Raw genomic sequence first — 23,994 nt, 5'->3', positions numbered from 1 at the left:
TATTTAGAATTTGTCAGACGCTCCCAGTGAGCCGCAAAGGAAGCACTAACATGGACCAAGAACGTTTAACCCATCTCAAGCAGCTTGAAGCGGAAAGTATTCATATTATCCGCGAAGTTGCCGCAGAGTTTGATAATCCGGTGATGATGTACTCCATCGGTAAAGACTCCTCAGTCATGCTGCATCTTGCTCGTAAGGCTTTTTACCCGGGTAAGATCCCGTTTCCTCTACTTCACGTCGATACCGACTGGAAGTTTAAGGAGATGATCAAATTCCGCGACAAAACCGCAGAAAAATACGGCTTTGAGCTTTTGGTTCATAAGAACCCAGAAGGTCTTGCGATGGGATGCAGCCCATTCGAACATGGCTCGTCCAAGCATACTGACATCATGAAAACTCAAGGTCTTAAACAAGCGCTGAATAAGTATGGTTTTGATGCAGCGTTTGGTGGTGCGCGTCGCGATGAAGAGAAATCTCGTGCGAAAGAGCGTGTCTATTCTTTCCGTGACAAGAACCATACATGGGACCCTAAGAATCAACGTCCTGAGTTATGGCGTACTTACAACGGCCAGATCAATAAAGGTGAAAGCATTCGAGTGTTCCCACTATCCAACTGGACTGAGCTGGATATCTGGCAATACATCTATCTAGAGAACATCGAAATTGTTCCACTTTACCTAGCTGATAAGCGGCCAGTCGTTGAGCGTGATGGCATGCTCATCATGGTGGACGATGAGCGAATGAAGCTTCAGCCAGGTGAAGTGATTGAAGAGAAAAACGTCCGTTTCCGTACTTTAGGATGCTACCCGCTGACCGGTGCGATTGAATCAGACGCCAATACACTAACGGGCATTATTGAAGAAATGCTGGTTGCGACATCGAGCGAACGACAAGGCCGTGCGATCGACCACGATCAGTCGGGATCGATGGAATTGAAGAAACGACAAGGTTATTTCTAAAGGATCTAAGGAAAGATTATGAACAGTGCAGTTGAAGCTCAATTAGCTGAACTTGGTATCGAAGGTTACCTGACTCAGCATCAACACAAATCGCTACTTAGATTCCTCACATGTGGTTCAGTAGATGATGGTAAAAGTACATTGATTGGTCGTCTACTCCACGACTCAAAGCAAATTTATGAAGATCAGTTGGCCGCCGTTCATTCGGATAGTCAGCGCGTCGGCACCACCGGCGAACGTCCAGACCTAGCGTTGTTGGTTGATGGTTTGCAGGCTGAACGTGAGCAGGGGATTACGATTGATGTCGCGTATCGCTATTTCTCTACCCAGAAGCGTAAGTTCATCATTGCCGACACGCCGGGGCATGAGCAGTACACACGTAACATGGCGACAGGCGCTTCGACCTGTGATCTTGCGGTCATTTTGATTGATGCGCGTAAAGGGGTATTGGATCAAACTCGCCGTCACTCTTTCATCTCAAACTTGCTTGGCCTTAAGCACTTTGTGGTGGCAGTGAACAAGATGGATCTGGTTGAGTATTCACAACAACGCTTTGAAGAGATCCGTGACGAATACCTGTCGTTTTCAGAAAACCTACAAGGTGAAACCGATATTCAGATCATTCCACTGTCTGCGCTAGAGGGTGACAATGTGGTGGAAGCGAGTGATAACCTGAGTTGGTTTGAAGGGCCGTCTCTACTCGATCTTCTAGAAAACGTCGATGTTGACCAGGTTAAAGAAGAGGGGGATTTCCGTTTCCCTGTCCAATATGTCAATCGTCCAAACCTCGACTTCCGTGGTTTTGCGGGCACGATTGCCTCAGGCAATGTCAAAGTGGGTGACCGCATTAAAGCTTTGCCTTCAGGTAAGAGTTCGAAAGTGGCGCGTATTGTGACTTTTGATGGCGACCTAGAACAAGCTCAAGCAGGCCTAGCGGTGACGCTGACATTGGAAGATGAGATCGATATCAGTCGTGGTGACCTGATCGTGCTTGAACATGCTCAAGTTGAGTCAAGTAACCGACTGCTTGCTGATGTGGTGTGGATGACAGAGCAGCCATTGCAGGCTGGCCGTGATTACGATGTGAAGATTGCGGGCAAGAAGACTGTAGGTCGCGTTGAAGCCATTCGTCACCAGTACGACATCAACAACCTGTCTATGCACAAGGCAGAAGAGCTACCACTGAATGGTATTGGTTTGTGTGAGTGGACACTGAATGAGTCGGTCGCCATCGACAACTACGATGCCGTCCAGGATACCGGTGGTTTCATCATCATCGATCGCCTGACTAACGTGACCGTAGGTGCAGGTTTGGTGCGTGATGCTCTGGCTGAGCGTCAGCGTTCTCCTCAGGAGCGCATGGGTGCTTTTGAAACTGAGCTAAAAGCTCTGATTCTTAAACACTTCCCTGAGTGGGATGCGAAAATCTAACCGAGCGGAGCAGGTAGAGTATGATGTGGCAGCAAGGGTTCGTGTTGGCAGTGTTGTTGGGTATCGTTACGTGCCTGATCACAACACGAATTAAGCCAAGTTTTATATTTGCAGGGGCGGCGTTCATAGCGTTTCTCGCTGGCATGATTGAACTTGGCGATGTTGCCACTAACTTTACTAATTCCTCTCTGTTAACGCTGGTGTTGCTGATTCTTGCCTCCAGCGCGTTGGAGAAAACCAGACTGATCAGCTGGGTCAGTCGTTCTTTATCGACGGGCAAGCTTGGTACAGTTGTTGCGAAGCTTGGTTTGTCGACAGCATTCCTATCGTCGTTCACCAACAATACCGCTGTGGTTGTCTCTTTGATCGGCGCTATCAAGCGTAACCAGTCCCATGCTCCTTCTAAGCTACTTATCCCACTCTCTTATGCGGCAATTCTTGGCGGCACATTGACCTTGATCGGTACGTCAACCAACTTGATCATTAACAGCTTTGTAGAAGATGCAGGACTCCCGAGTCTTGGCTTTTTTACTCCAACTATGATCGGATTGTCTGTGCTGGTAGCAGGTCTGTTGATCTTGATCCCTCTGAGCTATTTACTTCCGAACTATGAAGATCAAAATCAGGAAGAGTTGCCTTATTTTCTTGAAGCGATTGTGGAGCCAGGCTCACCTTTGGTGGGGCGGAGTATCAGTGAAAACAACCTACGTGCGTTGAGAAAACTGTTCCTAGCGGAAGTGATACGTGGTGGTAAAACCATGGCATCGGTGGAACCGGATTTTGTTTTGCAGGCCAAAGACCGCTTATTGTTCTGTGGTGATATTGAAAGCGTTGCCACACTTCAGGAAATTCAAGGCCTGACGCTGTTTGGTCAGCACCACCTTAACGGCCAGAGCTTTGTTGAAGTGGTGGTGAGCTCTTCAGCTAGCTTTTGTAACAAGACCCTCAAATCCAGCCATTTTCGTGATCGCTTTGATGCAGTTGTGGTCGCGATTCGTCGTGGCCACGAAAGGTTGCAGGGTGGATTGGGTAATATAGAACTCAATGCCGGTGATACCTTAGTCTTGGTACCAGGCAAACGTTTTGAGCAGGAGCGCAAGGCACACCGCAAAGAGTTTGTTTTGGTGAATGACTTGGATTCGAGCGCTCGCCTTGATGCGAATAAATCTAGTCTAGTGCTGATCGGGTTTGCAGGCGTAATTGCTGCTGCATTGCTGAACGTCTTCCCACTGATTAAAGGTTTGTCGGTTTTCCTTCTTGCGGCGCTGTTTTTTGGTGTCATCCAGATGGGAGAGCTTAGACGTCGTTTTCCTGTCGATATCGTTGTGATCGTCGGCTCTGCTTTATCCATCGCCCAGCTGATGATGTCCTCTGGTTTATCCGCCACATTGGGCGCGATGTTTATGGAAACATTCAATGGTTGGGGGGCATTTGGAGCTTTGGTTGCAACTTACCTCTTTACTCTAATACTGACCGAGCTGGTGACCAATAATGCAGCTGCTGCGCTCGCGTTTCCACTTGGCTACAGTATGGCTATTGGGTATGGCGTCGACCCAATGCCATTTATTATGGCGGTACTGTTTGGTGCAAGTGCCAGCTTTATTTCGCCTTATGGTTACCAGACCAACTTGCTCGTATACAGCGTAGGTAACTATAAGCTTGCAGACTACGTCAGAGTCGGTATTCCAGTCTCCATCGTTTACTCGGTGCTGGTATTGGCTTTGATTCCTCAATTTTTCCCGTTTTAAGGACAGAATTATGACCACGGAAACGCCGGCCAAAGATGAAAACATTGTTTGGCATCAGCATAATATTGATAAGGCTTTCAGAGCCGAACTAAAGCAACAAAAACCGGTTGTGCTTTGGTTTACAGGTTTATCTGGCGCAGGGAAATCAACGGTTGCAGGAGCTTTGGAAAACAAACTGGCAGAGCAGGGTTATCACACTTATCTACTCGATGGTGACAATGTGCGTCATGGTTTGTGTAGCGATCTAGGCTTCTCCGAGCAAGATCGCCGTGAGAACATCCGACGTATTGGTGAGCTAGCCAAACTGATGGCTGATGCGGGCTTAATTGTTTTGTCGGCTTTTATTTCACCGCATCGTGCAGAGCGTCAACTGGTAAGAGATTTACTGCCAGACGGAGAGTTCCTCGAAGTCTTCGTCAATACATCATTGGAAGTGTGTGAACAGCGTGATCCTAAAGGGCTATACAAAAAAGCTCGAGCGGGAGAGATCGCTAATTTCACTGGGATTGATTCTGAGTACGAAGCGCCACTAGCCCCTGAGATTGACTTACTTGCGGGTGAGAAATCCATTGATGCGCTGGTGGAAGATTGCTTAACCGCGCTCAAGCAAAGAAACATCATCGCATAAAGCAAAAAAGCTTCCCAAGGGAAGCTTTTTCTTTGTCTGTAAGGAGCGAGTTATTCGAAACAAATTTCGATAAACGCGTTACCCCACTGAGATGTGAATGGCATGATGATGATCGCGCCTTCACATTTGTGGCGGATAGTGTGGCCCTTACCTGATACTACGATTGGCGTTGCCATATCGAAATCGAAGCCGCTTTCAGAAAGGATACGTTTTGCGCCACCAGCGACCATGTTAGTGATTTCACCCACCATGTCGGTAATTTCGTCATTTAGACCGTTAGGGCGTTCACCTAACATGTTCTGCATGATTTCCAGAGCCAGATTTTCATCAAATGTGATAGACATAGAACCGCGTGTCTGCTGACCTACCATCCCAATTAAACCTGAAACATCACCGCGAGCAATCTCATCTTTTTTCACTCGAGGTTTCTGTGGCTTCAATTCCAGAGAAGCCATCGTTTTTAGAACGTTCATCAGAGAAGCTAAAAACGGGTTTACAAATTCAGCGCGCATAATCTTCTTCTATTCTTATTCCGTCTGTTCATTTGAACATGACTGACAAACTCCATGAGATTCAATCACGTGGTTTGTGATCGTAAAGCCATGTTTTTCAGCGTTATTCTTCAGTAAGGCTACCAAACTATCATCTTGAAGTTCAATAACATTGCTGCACTTGTCGCAAATCAGTAAATGTGAGTAGTGCTTATGAGCATTGCAAGAGCTGCATTGAATAAAACTGTTGGTGGATTCAACACGATGGATAAACCCTTGCTCTAAGAGAAAGTCGAGTGCGCGATACACTGTTGGTGGCTTCGCTTGCGGTTCACTTTTCTTTAGCTCTTCCAGTAATTCGTATGCACTTGATGCTTTAGGGCTGGAACAAATTAGCTCAAAAACCCTCTTTCTTTGAGGAGTTAGTCTTACTCCCCGCGCTGCACACATTTCTTCAATCTGCTTTATTAGCTTGTGGTCCAAATTTTTCACCATAACCATTGGACTTTAGTAATAATATACCATTTCTTGATGGATTTCGTTTATCAAGAGGCATTTTCTGATAATACAGTCAGTGAGTTAACCTATCGAATCGTGGTTACGGTAACTGGATCTGCCTTGAGTGTTATAAGTTACCTTATCTGTTAATAAAACGATACTGCTACGGCGCATTGGTATTACTCACTTTGTGCGCTCTGTTGGATAAAATCTCCTGCCCTAAGTCAAAATCAAACTCTTCCAACGCATTATTTAGCTGGGCGAAGTCAGATTCAGACAACCCAACCGAAGAGCTTGATGTAATATCTTCCATAATAGACAGTGCCTGAGTGTCGTTTTCATCTACGGCTTGTTTGAGCTGATCAAACAAATCCTGATTGAAAATACCATTTGCAGAAGATACTGCAGGCTTTTCACTGTGGAGTTCGCTGGCGTGGATATTCTCGACCAGTGCGGTGAGTGATTTAAGCATTCTTTGGCGTAAGTCTTGATTTGTGCTGTCGTGCTCCAGCTCTTGGCAAAGCTCGTGCAGCGAAGTCGCTCCTATATTGCCTGCGACCCCTTTGAGAGAGTGAATATTGCGTTTGCGTGTTGCACTGTCTTCGTCGGTGACAGCGGCTTCTACAGCGTTGGTATCGGCATAAGTGCTGGCAAAGCGCAGAATGAGTTTGGTGTACAAATCGGCATTACCACTCGCACGGGTTAGGCCTGAAGTAATATCAAGACCGGTAATATTGGGGACTTGCCCAGTAGAGTGTTCCGCTCCTGCCACCAGTTGTTGTGGATGTTTAGGTGTAATCCATTTCGCCAAAGTACTGAACATCGCACCGACATCAATCGGTTTAGCGATGATGTCATTCATACCCGCATTCTTTGCTTTTTCTTTATCGCGCTCCATGACGTTAGCCGTCATAGCGATGATTGGAATTTGTTTATCATCCAGTTTTTGACGTATAAATTCCGTGGCTTCATAGCCATCCATGACTGGCATCTGACAGTCCATTAAAATGCCATCGAAGTCATGGCTCTTATAAAGATCAATCGCTACCTGACCATTTTCAGCGATTGTGACGTGTACTTGTTGGCCTTCAAGTAGCTCAGTGGCCAGCTCTTGGTTAATCTCATTGTCTTCGACCAGCAATAACTGAGCACCAGCCAGTTGTTGGGCATTGGCAAGTTGTGTCTGCTCTTCGACATCGCTCCGGCTTACACGACTGCCTTCAACGCCATAAAGTGTCACTATGGCATCGAACAGATGTGAAGAGGTGACTGGCTTATCGAGGATTGATGGTGGCGTTAACTGGCGATTGATAAAGGCATCGGTCAGCTCTTCACGGCCATAAGCCGTCAGCATTAAGAGTTTTGGTTGCTCACGCTCTGCCAGTCTGTCCCACATGATTTCAGCTAAATCGATGCCGTCTTTGACCGGCATCTGCCAGTCAGAAATCACCAAATCATAAGGTTGTTTGTTGGTGATGGCTTCTTCTAACTCATCAAGCGCACTATCAACATTGGTAACGCTGGTGGTTTCAAACTGTAGGGATTCGAGAATATCTTCCACAATAAGCCTTGCGCTGGCATTATCATCGACCACCAGAATTTTCAGCTGACCGAGTTCTTTCGGGACCAACAATTGCTCTTGCTTTAACGCGTGGCTTACGCCTAATTGAACGGTGAAGCTGAACGTTGATCCTTTACCTTGTTCGCTTGTGACACCAATGTCACCGCCCATCAACTGACAAAGCTCTTTGCTGATCGCCAACCCAAGTCCGGTACCGCCATATTTGCGTGTGGTTGAACTATCGGCCTGAGTAAACTTGTTGAATAGCTTATTGCACTGCTCTGGTGTCATGCCAATACCGCTATCAGTCACCGAGAATTTGAGGGTGATATCGTTACCGTCTTTCTTTTCCAGAGCAATGCTAACTTTGATCTCACCTTGTTCAGTAAATTTCACCGCGTTGTTGGCTAGGTTAATTAGGATCTGCCCCAGACGCAGAGGATCGCCAACTAGCGCAGTTGGTACGTCGCGATCAATATGGATCAATAATTCCAGCCCGCGTTCAGATGCGCGTAAACCAACGAGATTGGAAATATTGTCGAGAACATTCTCTAGGTGGAAGTCGACGTTTTCGATATCCAGTTTGCCCGCTTCGATCTTTGAGAAGTCTAAGATATCGTTGATCAAACCGAGCAGGGAATCGGCGGAAAGCTTCACTTTCTGAATGTAATTACGTTGAGCCTTGGAAAGGTCCGTTTTGAGTGCAAGATAGCTCATGCCGATAATGGCATTCATTGGTGTGCGGATCTCGTGGCTCATGTTAGCCAAGAAGTCTGACTTTGCTTTGTTTGCTGCATCGGCGTCATCTCTTGCTAATGCCAGCTTATCTGCAAAACGCTCTAGTGCTGCGTGAGATTTATTTGCGAGTAAACCCAGCAGCAGTAAAGTCACCACAAAGATACCGCCACCAATCGCCAGATAGCTGGCAATCGCACCGGAATTTTCTACCGTATTGAGCTGTTCTTGGTAAACGGGCTGAATGAACGACTGTAGCTGCTCGTATGTTGTTTCCAACTGGGCGATCTGCTGTGAGGTAATACTGCGTGCTGAAGTTAATTGATTGAACAGCGTGTAGTAGCTGTTAGTCAGTGTTTGTATTTTGTCGACATTGATCTTTTCTTCATCGGTCGGTACTTGAGCTGACAGGCTATCGAGAAGGCGCAATGAGTATTCCAGATAATCATTTACTTGGTCAGCAATCGCCTGCTGGCGCGTTGGTGAAAGTGACAGTGAATAGTCGCGATCGAGTTGTTGTGCTTCACTGATTGAAGATTGAAGAACAAGTAGATTAGAGCTGACAGCCAGACGCTCACTAATAGCGATTTGAGTACTGGAAACGGCTTGCTGCGATGCTCGGAGAATATCCTGAAGATGATTACGTAAGTCGGTGGCTGAGCGTGCCAACTCGTCCCCAGAACGATTTACTTGATTGAGAATGCTTTGCTGGAGCTTTTCACCAATATTAGACCAGCTTCTTAGCTGGACGAGTGAGGTGAGATAACGATTTTTAGCATTGTTGACCAGAATCAGTTTATTCACACTGGTTTGTTCGGTCAGCTTGCCATCGAGTAAGGTGATGAGTTGGTCGATTTTCTTCAGTTCAAACTGTGCTTGGTTAAGCTCCTGTTGGTCTTTACTAAGCACGTATGATTTCTGGTGGTTTTGTGAGTTTGCTATTAGTCCAACAAGCCAGTGGGCACGAATCGCGTTATCAGAATCTTCATCTACTTGCTCTCTAAGCTCCTCAATACTCATGATACCGTTTTCAACGAAGTCTTCATGCAACTGCTGAATGACATCAATGGTATCGGAAGCCTCCTCGGCAATGATGGTCATTTCTTCACGAGTCGTGGTTTCACTCTGACTGAGCGCTATGTACTGGGTAAAGTCCTGACGATAATCCGCAAGCAAGTCGGTAATCTGTGCATCAATACCATTGGCGATGACAACGTCTGATAACGTCTGAGCTTTATCTATCTGGCGATAAATGTCATCAGAGACCTCATCCTGAGGCAGACGAATATAACTTTGCTCGAGCATCTTAACGCTGTCTAAGGTCGATAATAGCTGGGCATTACTCGCGTACTGATCGACTGTATTAAAGCGCTGGTTAAGGCTCATCCAGCCAATGCTACCGGCAATCAGTAACATCACGGAAGCAATAACAAAGCCGGTAAGAATGCGCTTAGAGTCGAGCGCATAGTTCTGTACTTGATTCATTCTCTACCTTAGCCGAAGCACTTAAAATTCGTCTTTAAAGGATTCTTTGATTTTGAGGATTTCATCTAGCTGACTGATGAAAATGGGCACTAAGTTGGGGTCAAAATGCGCGCCTGCACCTTCTTCAAGCAGTGCCACGGCATCTTCAACTGGCCACGCTTTTTTGTATGGGCGTTCACTGGTTAGGGCATCGAACACGTCCGCAATGGCCACAATGCGAGCACTTAAAGGGATCGCTTCTCCTTGAGTACCATGAGGGTAGCCACTGCCATCCCACTTTTCATGGTGATAAAGAGCAATCTCTTTCGCCATTTGCAACAGGAGTGAATCACTTTCTCCGATAATGTCTGCGCCGAAGTTGACGTGTTTTTGCATCACCGTCCATTCATCACCATCTAGCTTACCGGGCTTGCCTAAAATGTTATCGGGGATACCGATTTTTCCGATGTCATGCATGGGAGATGCTTGGAAGACAAGTTCGACCCAGCGTTTACTGACATCCAACTGCTCAGCAAGAATACGTGAATAATGACTCATGCGAACAACGTGCATGCCTGTCTCATTGTCTTTATATTCAGCAGCTCGGCCTAAGCGTTGAATGATTTCGAGGCGGCTGCGCTCCAATTGTTCGGTTCTTTGTTTTACTTGAACCGATAACGCCAAATTTTGATCGTACAGTGCGATGTGTGTTTTCACCCGAGCCTTAACGATTGGTGGGCTGACAGGTTTGGTAATGTAGTCGACTGCTCCCATCTCGAAGCCTTTTTGCTCATCGACCACTTCTGCCTTGGCTGTTACAAAGATCACGGGGATATCGGAAGTCAAAGGGTTGGACTTTAGAATCGAGCACACTTCGTAGCCGTCCATTTCCGGCATCATGATATCGAGCAAGATCAAATGAGGACGAGGAGAGCTGTTGGCAATCTTGAGAGCTTTCGCGCCGCTGGTGGCTGCTTTGATTTTAAATTCATCGGAAAGAATGCCAGACAAAGTATGGATATTGTCTGGGATATCATCGACCACCAGTATGGTTGGTTTGTCTAATGGATCAGAGGCCATACGCGTAAATCCTTCTACTATGCGCTCTTAATATGTTTCAACAGATAGAATAGTGAATATTTATAAATAGTTGCAGCGTTAATCTGCTAATCAGATGAGTCTAATCATTGAACAGTGATGTACGTACAAGTTTGCTGATCAAAGTCTTGTTCAGAGTTTGGAAGATTACCTTATTAGTACACTTTCCATTTTCGAGCTTACGAAATGCGTAGAGAACAGCTCAAAAGTGGTTATTTCTCAAGGCCTTAATAGATAAGTTTGTTTATATTAATCTAATGTTTTCAATCAGTTAAATACCACCTGATTTGTGTGATGAGTAGTGAAAACGGCAAAAACATCGTTTCTGAACTAAATATCCTCTCATGTGCACTTGAGTTAGTATTTTCCTTACCGTATGGTTGCATCTGTCCTTAACCGGGACGATATGAAACTGTAACATTCATGTATCTTTCATTTTCAATTCAAACATTTACGCTGGCTGCCAACTCCAAGGGCCAGCTTTTTTTTGCGTGAATTTTAAACATAGTTTGGATTGAACCAGATCACATATCGAAAGTGGTGAGTGTGGGCTAATTACTCTAAACCTAGGGGCGGCACGCAAAAGCTTGCGATGTGTACAGGAAAAATAAAATATGAAATTGATTTCATATTTTATTCATCTACGATAAAAGTCCCTATGGGTAATTTGTCAATCATTTCATTTGCTTCATGGAACGGTGCTGGCCTCCAACTCACTTTTGGGCCAGCTTTTTTTTGTCTTGAATAATTTGAGTAAAGAATGCTTTACAGTCTCTAATTTTTACTGGATATGTGTATTGTTGCTTATTCACCTTATTGTTCTAAGTTTTGATGGTCACAGGATGACAAACAAACTTAATTATTCTCAACTCGAGGCTAGGTTATGAAACAAGTAATTGGAAAAGTATCTTACAACGGTGATGTTGAAATTGGTCAGGGCTTTCAAGCTGAACGACATAGTGCAGGCTTATTTAAGGTGTACTTCGATAGTAATTTGTTTGACTCCACACCAGTTGTAGTTGTCACACCTGATACGTCTCGCGAGTCAAGTGAAACCTATACGGTGGCAACTTCTTTGAAGAATGTTTCTGAAAGTGGCTTTACGTTGAGTATTGAAAATCTAAGTGCTGATACGTACGACGCAACATTCAACTTTATTGCAATCACTCAATAATCTTCAACTCTTAGTTGCTTTCTGTTCAATGAGGCTTACTGTGCGTGCAGTAAGCCTTTTTTGTGATCTATTATTCCACACAAATTTACTATCGGTATTAGTGTTCGATTGGCAATCCAGTGCTTTCGTAATGGCCGCCTAATACTGGGTGGCTTTATACATAGCTGGTTTAACACCAAAGACGTTACTGGTTATCCTGAGCTGACTATCGCGAGTGTTACGGCTGAAGGATTTCATTACGGTGACATCACCTGTACAGCCATTCCGTATATTGGTGCGAATTTTGGCTGAAAGTTGTTGGCTCTTCAGGTTCCTGGACGCGTTTGTATCTATAGCTTCGAGCGAGTTCTTTTTTCCTGAATGTTTTCGATTCTCTGTGTATAATCGCCGGATTATTTTTGACCACTCCATGATGAGTATCGCAGTAGCGCAAGATTGCTATGATCTGTGGGCGTGAATATTCATATATAGCTGTGGTAGTAAGATTTCGAGTAACACCTTATGAAACCTGACAATACTAGTAAATATGCGGCCAACCGCTTTTCCATAGCACCCATGCTCGATTGGACTGACAGACATTGTCGTTACTTCCATCGACTGCTGACGAGCGAAACTTTGCTCTATACCGAAATGGTGACGACGGGTGCGATTATTCACGGTAAAGGTGATTTTCTTGCGTATAACCAGGAAGAGCACCCAGTGGCACTTCAGTTAGGTGGCTCAAACCCTCAGGATTTGGCAACGTGTGCGAAATTGGCGCAAGAGCGTGGCTACGATGAAATCAACCTCAACGTTGGCTGTCCGTCTGACCGTGTACAGAACGGTCGCTTTGGTGCATGTCTGATGGCAGAACCACTGCTGGTGGCAGAATGTGTTGCGGCAATGCGCGACGTGGTGGATGTGCCAGTTACGGTGAAAACCCGTATCGGTATTGATGACCAAGACTCGTATGAGTTTCTGACCGACTTTGTATCGATTGTTTCCGAGAAGGGGGGCAGTGATCAATTTACTATTCACGCACGCAAAGCTTGGCTTTCTGGCTTAAGCCCGAAAGAGAACCGTGAGATTCCACCTCTCGATTACCCGCGTGCCTACCAGCTGAAGAAAGATTTTGCGCACCTTAATATTGCTATTAATGGTGGCGTTAAGACACTTGATGACACCAAAGAACATTTGACGCACCTTGATGGCGTTATGGTTGGCCGTGAAGCCTATCAGAATCCTTATATTCTGGCGGAGGTTGATCAACAGATCTTTGGATTAGACAAGCCTGTTAAGAAGCGTACTCAAGTTGTGCAAGAGATGTATCCGTACATTGAAAGCCAGCTGGAGAAAGGGGCGTATCTTGGTCACATTACTCGTCATATGTTGGGCTTGTTCCAGAATATGCCGGGGGCGCGTCAATGGCGTCGTTACATTAGTGAGAATGCTCACAAGCCTGGCTCTGGTATCGAAGTGGTAGAGACGGCGCTGAGTAAAATTCCTAAAGAGCTGAATGTGTAAATTTCACCACCTAATAGTATTTGGTTGGTGAATTTAACCAACTAAGATAATCAATAAAAGAGACGCTTTATAAAGTGTCTCTTTTTTATTTTATTAAAATCAGATGCTTATGTTTTTTTCTTTAACTTGGCTTACTTTCTGCAAAGCGAAAGGTAACTAAGGAGAAAGATATGTTTGAACTCATCTTTGTATTGGTCTTTATTGCAACGCTGCTGGTGACGGGGCTTACTATGTTCACGGTGTTTGCTGCGGCGGGTTTTGCTTTGATGGTGATGGTTTTACTCGGTATGGTCGGGGCGGTGATTAAACTTATCCCGTGGTTGATTGTTATTGCTGTGGGTATTTGGTTTTTCAAAAACTACGTGTATAGCCACCGTTAATCCGAGCAGGAATTTGACATTAACCGCTGTGCAGAATGTGATACTATCGCTCCAACATCTCGAACCTCAATGAGCTCAGGAGCTAAATTAGATGAACAAATCAGCACTGGCGGTTATGACTGCAGCTGCGATGTCGATGGCAAGTTCAGCAGCAATGGCAGAAGATTCTGTAGTTGCAAAAGTAGGTGCTGAAGCATGGTGGGTGGACACAGAAGTGAATGAAATCCGCCGTGATAAAGAAGTTACTCCAAGTATTTATGCGGCGATCGAGCACGATATTAAGTATGTGCCGAATGCACGTATCAGAACAGCCAGCGTTGATAACGAGTTCATGGCATTTGATAAGCTGGATCTGACGCTCTACTACCAAATGATGGAACACGATCTATTGCACTTTGATGCGGGTATTACCTTTAGCGATATGAGTAATACAAAGTACAAGGATGCAGAAACTGGCCAAACTAAAGATTTTAACGAGCTGCTGTGGGCATTCTATGGTTACGCTGAAATCACAGTGCAAGACACTAACTTTGATATCATCGGTGAAATGAACTTTGGTGATAGCAGTGGTATTAAGAGCACCGACCTGATGGCAGGTATGCAATATAGAATGCCACTGAATAATTCCACAGTCACTTTCCGTGGGGGCTACCGAGTGATTGATCTTGAGTCTGATGAATTTAAGCCAACCCTTGAAGACAGCACGCTAGGCAAGCCTTTTATTATGGCGAACGGTTTCTTCCTTGGTGCTGAATACAGTTTCTAAACTGCAAGAGTCTTTCCAAAAAACGCTGCGTAATATCGTGGCGTTTTTTTATGCCTATTCGTTATATCTTCATTTTTCTTTTAGCAGTTTTTTGTCTTTCGACCATGCTTATTAAGGGTTCTTATCAATAACTTCAGAGAAAGGATTCTCATGACTATCAATGAACTTAGAAATCTTTATAGAGAAAATCAGTTAGTTGAAGCCATCATTGAACCTTCTGCTCAGGAAGGGAGTTGGATTGTTGAGTTTCGCCATGCTCGTGGTGGTTTTGTGCTATTAACTGATTCTCATGGGGAAGAGTGCCACTATCTGGATCTGGATTTGGCCTCAAAGTCCGCGATGGCTGTTGGCTTCAGGCAGGTACGTGTCGAGGCTAAGTAGCCAAACTTGCTTAAACTTTCGGCTTTCTTTAATTCCAAAAGTTATAAAACATTCATTTCTATTCTTTCTTGTTATTAAAGGGAGTGGTTAATCTATCATCACGCAATGAATAGGGATGTCGAGACCATGTCTTTGAACAAGAACGTGTCCTCTCAAGGAAACACACCACAAGAACTACCGTCAATCGCAGCTCCTTTAAATGATCAACAACTGAATACGCTACAACAAACAGTCTCAGAACTGTCACCTCAACAGTTAGCGTGGGTCAGCGGTTATTTTTGGGGGCTATCTCAAGCTCAGCCTCAAACGACTGGTGCTGCTGCACCTATTAGTCAGGCAGCTGCGGCTGTTGCCGCAAAATCGGCAGGCAAGCTTTCTATTATCTTTGCTTCTCAGACGGGTAACGCGAAAGGCGTTGCTGAAGCTCTGGAGCAAGAAGCCAAGGCCCAAGGAATCGCTGTCGAGCTGTTTGATGCCAGCGATTACAAAGGAAAGAACCTCGCCAAGGAAACGCACGTCATTATTGTTGCCTCTACCAACGGTGAAGGTGAAGCACCAGATAATGCGATTGAGCTGCATGAATTCCTTCAGTCTAAGAAGGCGCCTAAGTTACCAAACCTGAAATACGGTGTGATTGGTCTAGGTGACTCGAGTTATGAATTCTTCTGTCAGACAGGTAAAGATTTCGATTCTTACCTATCTAAACTTGGCGCGACCTCATTTATTGAACGTATTGACTGTGATGTTGATTACGAAGCGCCAGCGAGTGAGTGGCGTCAAAACGCACTGGATAAAGTCAAAGAAGCGTTAGCATCAGGTACTGAAGCTGAAGTCGTTCAACTACCAGTCGGTCAAGCGGCACCGGGCCATTCGCCATACAATAAGCAAAACCCTTACACAGCAACCTTGCTCACGAGCCAGAAGATTACTGGTCGGGATTCAGGTAAAGATGTCCGCCATGTCGAGATCGATTTGGATGGCTCAGGTCTGACATATCAGCCGGGTGATGCACTTGGTGTGTGGTTCGAGAACAGCTCAGACCTTGCGAATGCGATCTTAGCCAAAGCAGGCTTGTCAGGTGTGGAAAGTATTGATGTTGATGGTGAGAGCATTTCCATCCACAGTGCGCTAGTAAGTAAGTACGAGATAACGTCAGCAAACCCTCAGCTTGTCACTAAATTTGCAGAGCTATCGGGTAGCAAGAAACTACTCAAACTGGTGGAAGATAAAGACAAGCTACGCGAATACGCGACCAACACCCAAGTGGTCGATGTTTTGGCTGAAAAGAAAACCAAACTATCCGCTGAAGAACTGGTTGGTTTGCTGCGCCGATTGACCCCTCGCCTCTATTCTATTGCTTCTAGTCAGAGTGAAGTGGACGAAGAAGTCCATCTAACGGTTGGCCTTGTTGAATATGACAAGGGAGATGAAAAGCGTTTTGGTGGTGCGTCTAGCTTCCTTTCTCATCGTTTAGAAGAAGGCGGCGAAGTGAAAGTGTTCGTTGAGCACAACAATAACTTCAAACTACCGCAGGATGACAATACCTCTGTCATCATGATTGGCCCAGGTACTGGTATTGCCCCGTTCAGAAGCTTTATCCAAGAGCGTGATGACCGAGGAGCTGATGGTAAGAACTGGCTATTCTTTGGTGACCGCACCTTTACCCAAGATTTCCTCTATCAGGTTGAATGGCAGAAGTACCTGAAGTCAGGCTTGCTGAATCGTCTTGATGTGGCCTTTAGCCGTGACCAAGCAGAAAAAGTCTACGTGCAACATCGCATTCTGGAAAACGCTGAACAAGTATGGCAATGGATTCAGGAAGGGGCATACATCTATGTCTGTGGTGATGCGACACGGATGGCGAAAGATGTCCATGAAGCGCTGATTCATGTCGCAGAGCAGCACGGCAAACTATCACGTGATGATGCCGAAGAATTTATCAATGAACTCCGCAAAGCGAAACGTTACCAAAGGGATGTTTACTAATGAGTGCTTCTACCGAAAATAATAAACAGGTTGTCTTGGGCGAAGAGTTAGGGCCCCTTGCGGATAACGAGCGTCTGAAAAGAGAAAGTAATTTCCTACGTGGCACGATTGAGCAAGATCTGCAAGATCGTATTACCGGTGGCTTTACTGCAGATAACTTCCAGCTGATTCGTTTCCATGGCATGTATCAGCAGGACGATCGTGATATCCGCAATGAGCGTACCAAACAGAAATTGGAACCACTGCATAACGTGATGTTACGTGCACGTATGCCAGGCGGGATTATCAAACCGGAACAGTGGTTAGCGATTGATAAGTTCGCAACAGATCACTCTCTGTATGGAAGTATTCGTCTAACGACGCGTCAGACGTTTCAGTTCCACGGTGTGTTAAAGCCAAATATCAAATTGATGCACCAGACGCTTAACAGCATTGGTATCGACTCCATTGCAACAGCGGGTGACGTGAATCGTAATGTACTGTGTACCACAAACCCGGTTGAATCGGAGCTACACCAAGAAGCGTACGAGTGGGCGAAGAAGATCAGTGAGCATCTTTTGCCTAAGACCAAAGCGTACGCAGAAATCTGGTTGGATGGCGATAAGGTAGAGACGACTCAGGATGATGAACCAATTCTGGGTAGCAACTACTTACCACGTAAGTTCAAAACTACCGTTGTGATACCGCCACAAAATGATGTCGATGTACACGCGAATGACCTTAACTTTGTCGCGATTGCTGAAGATGGCAAGCTGGTGGGCTTTAACGTATTGGTGGGCGGTGGCCTAGCCATGACTCATGGTGATACATCTACTTATCCAAGACGTGCCGATGATTTCGGATTTATCCCTCTGGAGAAAACGCTAGATGTTGCAGCAGCAGTCGTCACTACCCAGCGGGATTGGGGTAATCGCTCAAATCGTAAAAATGCCAAAACCAAATACACGCTCGATCGAGTGGGCAGCGATGTTTTTAAAGCAGAGGTGGAAAAACGTGCTGGAGTGGCATTTGAAGAAAGCCGTCCGTATGAATTTACTGAACGTGGCGATCGAGTCGGCTGGGTCGAAGGGATCGACGGAAAGCATCACCTGACTCTATTTATAGAAAACGGTCGCTTGCTGGATTATCCGGGTAAGCCTCTTAAAACAGGTGTGGCTGAGATAGCGAAAATCCACAAAGGGGATTTCCGCATGACGGCGAACCAGAACCTGATTGTTGCTGGAGTCTCCAAGAACAACAAAGCGAAAATTGAGAAAATCGCTGTTGAGCATGGTTTGATGGAAGAAACCGTTAGTGAGCAGCGTAAGAATTCAATGGCGTGTGTTGCGTTCCCAACCTGTCCGCTGGCAATGGCTGAAGCTGAACGATTCTTGCCAGAGTTTGTTACGGACGTTGAAGGTATTCTCAAAAAGCACGGCTTACCAGAAGAAGACAACATTATCTTACGTGTGACAGGCTGTCCGAATGGCTGTGGCCGTGCGATGTTGGCGGAAATTGGTCTGGTAGGTAAAGCACCTGGCCGTTACAACTTGCACCTAGGTGGTAACCGTGGCGGTACACGCGTACCTAAGATGTATAAAGAAAACATTACTGATAAACAGATTCTTGAAGAAATCGATCAGCTAGTCGGTCGATGGGCCAAAGAGCGTAACGACGGTGAGTGCTTTGGTGACTTCACGATCAGAGCTGGCATTATCGATGAAGTATTTGTTTCCAAGAGGGACTTTTATGCTTAACTCTGTGGCTTCAAAACCGAAGTTAGCAGAGCTCTTAACGGCAACGAAGACGGAGCAAATTCTTCGTCTTGCGGAAATTAACATAGAGCTCGAAAAGCTAACGGCTCAGGAAAGAGTCTCTTGGGCGATAGAAAATCTGGAAGGAACACACGCTGTTTCCTCAAGTTTTGGCATGCAGGCTGCGGTGATGTTGCATTTAGTCACGCAGGTTAAGCCTGATATCCCGGTCATATTGACAGATACTGGCTATCTTTTCCCTGAAACTTACCGGTTTATTGATGGCCTCACGGAAAAGCTTAACCTTAACCTGCAAGTCTATCGTGCAAAACAGAGCGCCGCATGGCAGGAGGCAAGTTACGGTAAATTGTGGGATCAAGGTATAGAGGGAATTGAAAAGTACAATCGCTTAAACAAAGTGGAACCTATGCGTCGCGCTTTGGATGAACTTAGAGTGGGTACTTGGTTTTCAGGACTGCGCCGTGAGCAATCTAAGTCTCGAGCAAACCTGCCAATCCTGACGATTCAAAATGGCGTGTTTAAGTTTCTGCCGATCATTGATTGGACAAACAAAGACGTACACTACTATCTAGAGCAACATGGTTTGCCTTACCACCCATTACGTGATGAAGGGTATTTGTCGATTGGCGACACTCATACAACCAAAAAATGGGAACCTGGAATGAGTGAAGAGGAAACTCGGTTCTTTGGTCTTAAACGAGAATGTGGGCTCCATGAGGATGACAGCGAGCAAGATGGCTCAGGTATTTAGCTTTATTTTGAAGCATTAGTGTAGAAAGACCGCTTTGGCGGTCTTTTTTATGCGCCTTAGGCTATGTTATGTGGATAACTCTGTGGTTAAGCTATGAGCATATTATGAGTAAATAGGGATAAATAAAGCTTTGGATGAATATTGGGCGGTTAAGCGTTATTTTTGCAATTTTTTCAAAATATCGCTTGCCAATGTGATGCCGATCTCTATAATGCCTCCTTGTCGACAGGGCAAGGGCTCACAAGGGTTCCAAGCCAAATCGATAGGCCAAAAAGAAAATGAAATAAATTTTAAAAAAGTGTTTGACACTTCAGTTTATCTCGCTAGAATGGCCGCCTCTTCCGAAGTGATGTGAGTCACAAAGAAGAACGCTCTTTAAAAATATAAACCTATCAATCTGTGTGGGCACTCGTTGATGATAATCCAATTCGATATTTCGGTATCAAATTAGGTTTCAATGATACGAAGTGACCATTGAATCTTCGGATTCAGCACAGTCAATTCAAACATTACTTATGTAATGTTCAGTATTCATTGAGCCGACAAAATCTTAAATTGAAGAGTTTGATCATGGCTCAGATTGAACGCTGGCGGCAGGCCTAACACATGCAAGTCGAGCGGAAACGAGTTGTCTGAACCTTCGGGGAAGGATAACGGCGTCGAGCGGCGGACGGGTGAGTAATGCCTGGGAAATTGCCCTGATGTGGGGGATAACCATTGGAAACGATGGCTAATACCGCATAATAGCTTCGGCTCAAAGAGGGGGACCTTCGGGCCTCTCGCGTCAGGATATGCCCAGGTGGGATTAGCTAGTTGGTGAGGTAATGGCTCACCAAGGCGACGATCCCTAGCTGGTCTGAGAGGATGATCAGCCACACTGGAACTTAGACACGGTCCAGACTCCTACGGGAGGCAGCAGTGGGGAATATTGCACAATGGGCGCAAGCCTGATGCAGCCATGCCGCGTGTATGAAGAAGGCTCTCGGGTTGTAAAGTACTTTCAGCAGTGAGGAAGGCGGGTGTGTTAATAGCGCATTCGTTTGACGTTAGCTGCAGAAGAAGCACCGGCTAACTCCGTGCCAGCAGCCGCGGTAATACGGAGGGTGCGAGCGTTAATCGGAATTACTGGGCGTAAAGCGCATGCAGGTGGTTTGTTAAGTCAGATGTGAAAGCCCGGGGCTCAACCTCGGAATTGCATTTGAAACTGGCAGACTAGAGTACTGTAGAGGGGGGTAGAATTTCAGGTGTAGCGGTGAAATGCGTAGAGATCTGAAGGAATACCGGTGGCGAAGGCGGCCCCCTGGACAGATACTGACACTCAGATGCGAAAGCGTGGGGAGCAAACAGGATTAGATACCCTGGTAGTCCACGCCGTAAACGATGTCTACTTGGAGGTTGTGGCCTTGAGCCGTGGCTTTCGGAGCTAACGCGTTAAGTAGACCGCCTGGGGAGTACGGTCGCAAGATTAAAACTCAAATGAATTGACGGGGGCCCGCACAAGCGGTGGAGCATGTGGTTTAATTCGATGCAACGCGAAGAACCTTACCTACTCTTGACATCCTCAGAAGAGACTGGAGACAGTCTTGTGCCTTCGGGAACTGAGAGACAGGTGCTGCATGGCTGTCGTCAGCTCGTGTTGTGAAATGTTGGGTTAAGTCCCGCAACGAGCGCAACCCTTATCCTTGTTTGCCAGCGAGTAATGTCGGGAACTCCAGGGAGACTGCCGGTGATAAACCGGAGGAAGGTGGGGACGACGTCAAGTCATCATGGCCCTTACGAGTAGGGCTACACACGTGCTACAATGGCGCATACAGAGGGCGGCCAACTTGCGAAAGTGAGCGAATCCCAAAAAGTGCGTCGTAGTCCGGATTGGAGTCTGCAACTCGACTCCATGAAGTCGGAATCGCTAGTAATCGTAGATCAGAATGCTACGGTGAATACGTTCCCGGGCCTTGTACACACCGCCCGTCACACCATGGGAGTGGGCTGCAAAAGAAGTGGGTAGTTTAACCTTCGGGGGGACGCTCACCACTTTGTGGTTCATGACTGGGGTGAAGTCGTAACAAGGTAGCGCTAGGGGAACCTGGCGCTGGATCACCTCCTTATACGATGATTATTCACGATAAGTGTCCACACAGATTGATGGTTTATATAAATTAAAGAGGGGCTATAGCTCAGCTGGGAGAGCGCTTCGCTGGCAGCGAAGAGGTCATCGGTTCGATCCCGATTAGCTCCACCAATGATTTCTATTAAGAAATTCTTAGTGTCCCGTTCGTCTAGAGGCCTAGGACACCGCCCTTTCACGGCGGTAACAGGGGTTCGACTCCCCTACGGGATACCATCTTTAAATGTTCTTGCAAAAGAATCTTTAAAAATGGTTCATTTATGAATCTAGCTCTTTAACAATTTGGAAAGCTGACGAATAACAACAATCCCCATCTCTATGAGATGCGTTGTTATTCAATAAAAGTTCTCAAATCCTAATTCTTAGCTATTTGTTACTAAGAACTAGGTACCAACACACATTCAAGTGTTCTTGGAAATTTGAGTCCGGCAAAATCGAGTCTGCATCATGTTTAAATAATGGCAGACAACTTTGGTTGTTTGACGTAAAGACCCTTTGGGGTTGTATGGTTAAGTGACTAAGCGTACACGGTGGATGCCTTGGCAGTCAGAGGCGATGAAGGACGTATTAACTTGCGATAAGCCCAGATTAGACAGTAAAAGTCATTTGAGTCTGGGATTTCCGAATGGGGAAACCCACCTGCATAAGCAGGTATCATTATCTGAATACATAGGGTAATGAGGCGAACCGGGGGAACTGAAACATCTAAGTACCCCGAGGAAAAGAAATCAACCGAGATTCCGAAAGTAGCGGCGAGCGAAATTGGATTAGCCCTTAAGCCTTTAATGCGTCAGGTGAAAGTTCTGGAAAGTTCTGCGATACAGGGTGATAGCCCCGTAACCGACAGCGCATTTTAGGTGAAATCGAGTAGGGCGGGACACGTGATATCCTGTCTGAATATGGGGGGACCATCCTCCAAGGCTAAATACTACTGACTGACCGATAGTGAACCAGTACCGTGAGGGAAAGGCGAAAAGAACCCCTGTGAGGGGAGTGAAATAGAACCTGAAACCGTGTACGTACAAGCAGTAGGAGCACCTTCGTGGTGTGACTGCGTACCTTTTGTATAATGGGTCAGCGACTTATATTCAGTAGCAAGGTTAACCATCTAGGGGAGCCGTAGAGAAATCGAGTCTTAACTGGGCGTCGAGTTGCTGGATATAGACCCGAAACCAGGTGATCTAGCCATGGGCAGGTTGAAGGTTGAGTAACATCAACTGGAGGACCGAACCGACTAATGTTGAAAAATTAGCGGATGACTTGTGGCTAGGGGTGAAAGGCCAATCAAACCTGGAGATAGCTGGTTCTCCCCGAAATCTATTTAGGTAGAGCCTCGGACGAATACTACTGGGGGTAGAGCACTGTTAAGGCTAGGGGGTCATCCCGACTTACCAACCCTTTGCAAACTCCGAATACCAGTAAGTACTATCCGGGAGACACACGGCGGGTGCTAACGTCCGTCGTGGAGAGGGAAACAACCCAGACCGCCAGCTAAGGTCCCAAATTACAGCTAAGTGGGAAACGATGTGGGAAGGCTTAGACAGCTAGGATGTTGGCTTAGAAGCAGCCATCATTTAAAGAAAGCGTAATAGCTCACTAGTCGAGTCGGCCTGCGCGGAAGATGTAACGGGGCTAAGCTGTAAACCGAAGCTGCGGCAATGCATTTTATGTATTGGGTAGGGGAGCGTTCTGTAAGCCGTTGAAGGTGAGTTGTAAAGCTTGCTGGAGGTATCAGAAGTGCGAATGCTGACATGAGTAACGATAAAGGGGGTGAAAAACCTCCTCGCCGGAAGACCAAGGGTTCCTGTCCAACGTTAATCGGGGCAGGGTAAGTCGACCCCTAAGGCGAGGCCGAAAGGCGTAGTCGATGGGAAACGGGTTAATATTCCCGTACTTCTTACAATTGCGATGGGGGGACGGAGAAGGCTAGGTGGGCCTGGCGACGGTTGTCCAGGTTCAAGTGCGTAGGCTTGAGAGTTAGGTAAATCCGGCTCTCTCTAAGGCTGAGACACGACGTCGAGCACCTACGGGTGTGAAGTCATTGATGCCATGCTTCCAGGAAAAGCCTCTAAGCTTCAGATTGTAAGGAATCGTACCCCAAACCGACACAGGTGGTCGGGTAGAGAATACCAAGGCGCTTGAGAGAACTCGGGTGAAGGAACTAGGCAAAATGGTACCGTAACTTCGGGAGAAGGTACGCTCCTGTCGGTGAAGTCCCTTGCGGATGGAGCTAACGGGAGTCGCAGATACCAGGTGGCTGCAACTGTTTATTAAAAACACAGCACTGTGCAAAATCGTAAGATGACGTATACGGTGTGACGCCTGCCCGGTGCCGGAAGGTTAATTGATGGGGTTAGACGTAAGTCGAAGCTCTTGATCGAAGCCCCGGTAAACGGCGGCCGTAACTATAACGGTCCTAAGGTAGCGAAATTCCTTGTCGGGTAAGTTCCGACCTGCACGAATGGCGTAATGATGGCCACGCTGTCTCCACCCGAGACTCAGTGAAATTGAAATCGCTGTGAAGATGCAGTGTACCCGCGGCTAGACGGAAAGACCCCGTG

At 46.2% G+C, this 23,994-nt stretch carries 16 protein-coding genes, 2 tRNA genes, 2 rRNA genes and 1 pseudogene; 16 read left to right on the top strand and 5 right to left on the bottom strand.

Annotated elements, in window-relative coordinates:
* The first annotated feature begins 26 nt into the window (after nt 1–26).
* From cysD to cysC, 4 genes are read left to right on the top strand one after another with little or no spacing between them, the layout of a single operon-like run.
* Nucleotides 27–959: a sulfate adenylyltransferase subunit CysD gene (gene cysD / locus VIC_RS24940; protein WP_227495665.1), complete on the top strand. Its 933-nt coding sequence runs from the start codon at nt 27–29 to the stop codon at nt 957–959.
* Between the two features lie 18 nt (nt 960–977).
* Nucleotides 978–2,390, top strand: coding sequence for a sulfate adenylyltransferase subunit CysN (cysN, locus tag VIC_RS24935; RefSeq protein WP_006963193.1), 1,413 nt, complete (start codon nt 978–980; stop codon nt 2,388–2,390).
* A gap of 23 nt (nt 2,391–2,413) precedes the next feature.
* Nucleotides 2,414–4,138, top strand: coding sequence for an SLC13 family permease (locus VIC_RS24930; protein ID WP_039952692.1), 1,725 nt, complete (start codon nt 2,414–2,416; stop codon nt 4,136–4,138).
* A 10-nt stretch (nt 4,139–4,148) separates the two neighbouring features.
* Nucleotides 4,149–4,766 (top strand): adenylyl-sulfate kinase, encoded by a 618-nt coding sequence (gene cysC, locus VIC_RS24925; RefSeq protein ID WP_006963191.1) that lies wholly within the window; start codon nt 4,149–4,151, stop codon nt 4,764–4,766.
* A gap of 50 nt (nt 4,767–4,816) precedes the next feature.
* Here cysC and VIC_RS24920 read toward each other — a convergent pair whose 3' ends face one another.
* The 4 genes from VIC_RS24920 to VIC_RS24905 all read right to left on the bottom strand — a co-directional run bounded on the left by VIC_RS24920 (nt 4,817) and on the right by VIC_RS24905 (nt 10,595).
* Nucleotides 4,817–5,278: a chemotaxis protein CheX gene (locus VIC_RS24920; protein ID WP_006963190.1), complete on the bottom strand. Its 462-nt coding sequence runs from the start codon at nt 5,276–5,278 to the stop codon at nt 4,817–4,819.
* Nucleotides 5,279–5,293: 15 nt separating this feature from the next.
* Nucleotides 5,294–5,752, bottom strand: a complete 459-nt coding sequence (gene zur / locus VIC_RS24915; protein WP_029236218.1) for a zinc uptake transcriptional repressor Zur — start codon at nt 5,750–5,752, stop codon at nt 5,294–5,296.
* Nucleotides 5,753–5,918: 166 nt separating this feature from the next.
* Nucleotides 5,919–9,536: a response regulator gene (locus VIC_RS24910; protein WP_006963188.1), complete on the bottom strand. Its 3,618-nt coding sequence runs from the start codon at nt 9,534–9,536 to the stop codon at nt 5,919–5,921.
* 21 nt (nt 9,537–9,557) lie between these two features.
* Nucleotides 9,558–10,595: a response regulator gene (locus VIC_RS24905; RefSeq protein ID WP_006963187.1), complete on the bottom strand. Its 1,038-nt coding sequence runs from the start codon at nt 10,593–10,595 to the stop codon at nt 9,558–9,560.
* A 901-nt stretch (nt 10,596–11,496) separates the two neighbouring features.
* Between VIC_RS24905 and VIC_RS24900 the strand changes: the two genes are divergently transcribed.
* Nucleotides 11,497–11,787: an H-type lectin domain-containing protein gene (locus tag VIC_RS24900; protein ID WP_006963186.1), complete on the top strand. Its 291-nt coding sequence runs from the start codon at nt 11,497–11,499 to the stop codon at nt 11,785–11,787.
* Between the two features lie 277 nt (nt 11,788–12,064).
* On the opposite strand, the pseudogene VIC_RS27105 reads toward VIC_RS24900, so the two are convergent.
* Nucleotides 12,065–12,193 (bottom strand): annotated as a pseudogene (locus tag VIC_RS27105) (site-specific integrase); the annotation flags it as partial.
* Nucleotides 12,194–12,288: 95 nt separating this feature from the next.
* On the opposite strand from VIC_RS27105, the gene dusA reads away from it, so the two are divergent.
* The 11 genes from dusA to VIC_RS24840 all read left to right on the top strand — a co-directional run.
* The gene (dusA, locus tag VIC_RS24895) at nt 12,289–13,290 is read left to right on the top strand and encodes a tRNA dihydrouridine(20/20a) synthase DusA (protein ID WP_039952691.1); all 1,002 of its coding nucleotides are present in this window, start codon (nt 12,289–12,291) and stop codon (nt 13,288–13,290) included.
* A gap of 170 nt (nt 13,291–13,460) precedes the next feature.
* Complete coding sequence (gene pspG / locus VIC_RS24890; protein ID WP_006963183.1) at nt 13,461–13,670, top strand: envelope stress response protein PspG; 210 nt, start codon at nt 13,461–13,463, stop codon at nt 13,668–13,670.
* A 91-nt stretch (nt 13,671–13,761) separates the two neighbouring features.
* Nucleotides 13,762–14,436 (top strand): TIGR04219 family outer membrane beta-barrel protein, encoded by a 675-nt coding sequence (locus VIC_RS24885; RefSeq protein WP_006963182.1) that lies wholly within the window; start codon nt 13,762–13,764, stop codon nt 14,434–14,436.
* Between the two features lie 150 nt (nt 14,437–14,586).
* Nucleotides 14,587–14,817, top strand: a complete 231-nt coding sequence (locus VIC_RS24880) for a hypothetical protein (protein WP_006963181.1) — start codon at nt 14,587–14,589, stop codon at nt 14,815–14,817.
* Between the two features lie 126 nt (nt 14,818–14,943).
* Nucleotides 14,944–16,803 (top strand): assimilatory sulfite reductase (NADPH) flavoprotein subunit, encoded by a 1,860-nt coding sequence (locus VIC_RS24875; RefSeq protein ID WP_006963180.1) that lies wholly within the window; start codon nt 14,944–14,946, stop codon nt 16,801–16,803.
* Complete coding sequence (gene cysI / locus VIC_RS24870) at nt 16,803–18,539, top strand: assimilatory sulfite reductase (NADPH) hemoprotein subunit (protein ID WP_006963179.1); 1,737 nt, start codon at nt 16,803–16,805, stop codon at nt 18,537–18,539. Before VIC_RS24875 ends, cysI begins: the two co-directional genes overlap by 1 nt.
* Entirely contained in the window at nt 18,532–19,308 is a 777-nt protein-coding gene (locus VIC_RS24865; protein WP_006963178.1) for a phosphoadenylyl-sulfate reductase, read from the top strand. The genes cysI and VIC_RS24865 overlap by 8 nt, the downstream gene beginning before the upstream one ends.
* 552 nt (nt 19,309–19,860) lie before the next feature.
* Nucleotides 19,861–21,413: ribosomal RNA gene (locus VIC_RS24855) — 16S ribosomal RNA — on the top strand.
* 58 nt (nt 21,414–21,471) lie between these two features.
* Nucleotides 21,472–21,547 (top strand) — tRNA-Ala (locus VIC_RS24850).
* 26 nt (nt 21,548–21,573) lie between these two features.
* Nucleotides 21,574–21,649: transfer RNA gene (locus VIC_RS24845), tRNA-Glu, on the top strand.
* A 291-nt stretch (nt 21,650–21,940) separates the two neighbouring features.
* Nucleotides 21,941–23,994, top strand: a 23S ribosomal RNA gene (locus tag VIC_RS24840); the annotation flags it as partial.

This window comes from Vibrio coralliilyticus ATCC BAA-450 (assembly GCF_000176135.1).
Classification (GTDB): Bacteria; Pseudomonadota; Gammaproteobacteria; order Enterobacterales; family Vibrionaceae; genus Vibrio; species Vibrio coralliilyticus.
The sequence above is the reverse complement of the archived record's forward strand: the minus strand, read 5'-3'. Positions and strand labels throughout refer to the sequence as shown.

Bases quoted from the DNA above. Each gene is read 5' to 3' on its own strand.
- cysN (WP_006963193.1), top strand. From the start codon at position 978: ATGAACAGTGCAGTTGAAGCTCAATTAGCTGAACTTGGTATCGAAGGT.
- VIC_RS24930 (WP_039952692.1), top strand. From the start codon at position 2,414: ATGTGGCAGCAAGGGTTCGTGTTGGCAGTGTTGTTGGGTATCGTTACG.
- cysC (WP_006963191.1), top strand. From the start codon at position 4,149: ATGACCACGGAAACGCCGGCCAAAGATGAAAACATTGTTTGGCATCAG.
- VIC_RS24920 (WP_006963190.1), bottom strand. From the start codon at position 5,278: ATGCGCGCTGAATTTGTAAACCCGTTTTTAGCTTCTCTGATGAACGTT.
- zur (WP_029236218.1), bottom strand. From the start codon at position 5,752: ATGGTGAAAAATTTGGACCACAAGCTAATAAAGCAGATTGAAGAAATG.
- VIC_RS24910 (WP_006963188.1), bottom strand. From the start codon at position 9,536: ATGAATCAAGTACAGAACTATGCGCTCGACTCTAAGCGCATTCTTACC.
- VIC_RS24905 (WP_006963187.1), bottom strand. From the start codon at position 10,595: ATGGCCTCTGATCCATTAGACAAACCAACCATACTGGTGGTCGATGAT.
- VIC_RS24900 (WP_006963186.1), top strand. From the start codon at position 11,497: ATGAAACAAGTAATTGGAAAAGTATCTTACAACGGTGATGTTGAAATT.
- dusA (WP_039952691.1), top strand. From the start codon at position 12,289: ATGAAACCTGACAATACTAGTAAATATGCGGCCAACCGCTTTTCCATA.
- pspG (WP_006963183.1), top strand. From the start codon at position 13,461: ATGTTTGAACTCATCTTTGTATTGGTCTTTATTGCAACGCTGCTGGTG.
- VIC_RS24885 (WP_006963182.1), top strand. From the start codon at position 13,762: ATGAACAAATCAGCACTGGCGGTTATGACTGCAGCTGCGATGTCGATG.
- VIC_RS24880 (WP_006963181.1), top strand. From the start codon at position 14,587: ATGACTATCAATGAACTTAGAAATCTTTATAGAGAAAATCAGTTAGTT.
- VIC_RS24875 (WP_006963180.1), top strand. From the start codon at position 14,944: ATGTCTTTGAACAAGAACGTGTCCTCTCAAGGAAACACACCACAAGAA.
- cysI (WP_006963179.1), top strand. From the start codon at position 16,803: ATGAGTGCTTCTACCGAAAATAATAAACAGGTTGTCTTGGGCGAAGAG.
- VIC_RS24865 (WP_006963178.1), top strand. From the start codon at position 18,532: ATGCTTAACTCTGTGGCTTCAAAACCGAAGTTAGCAGAGCTCTTAACG.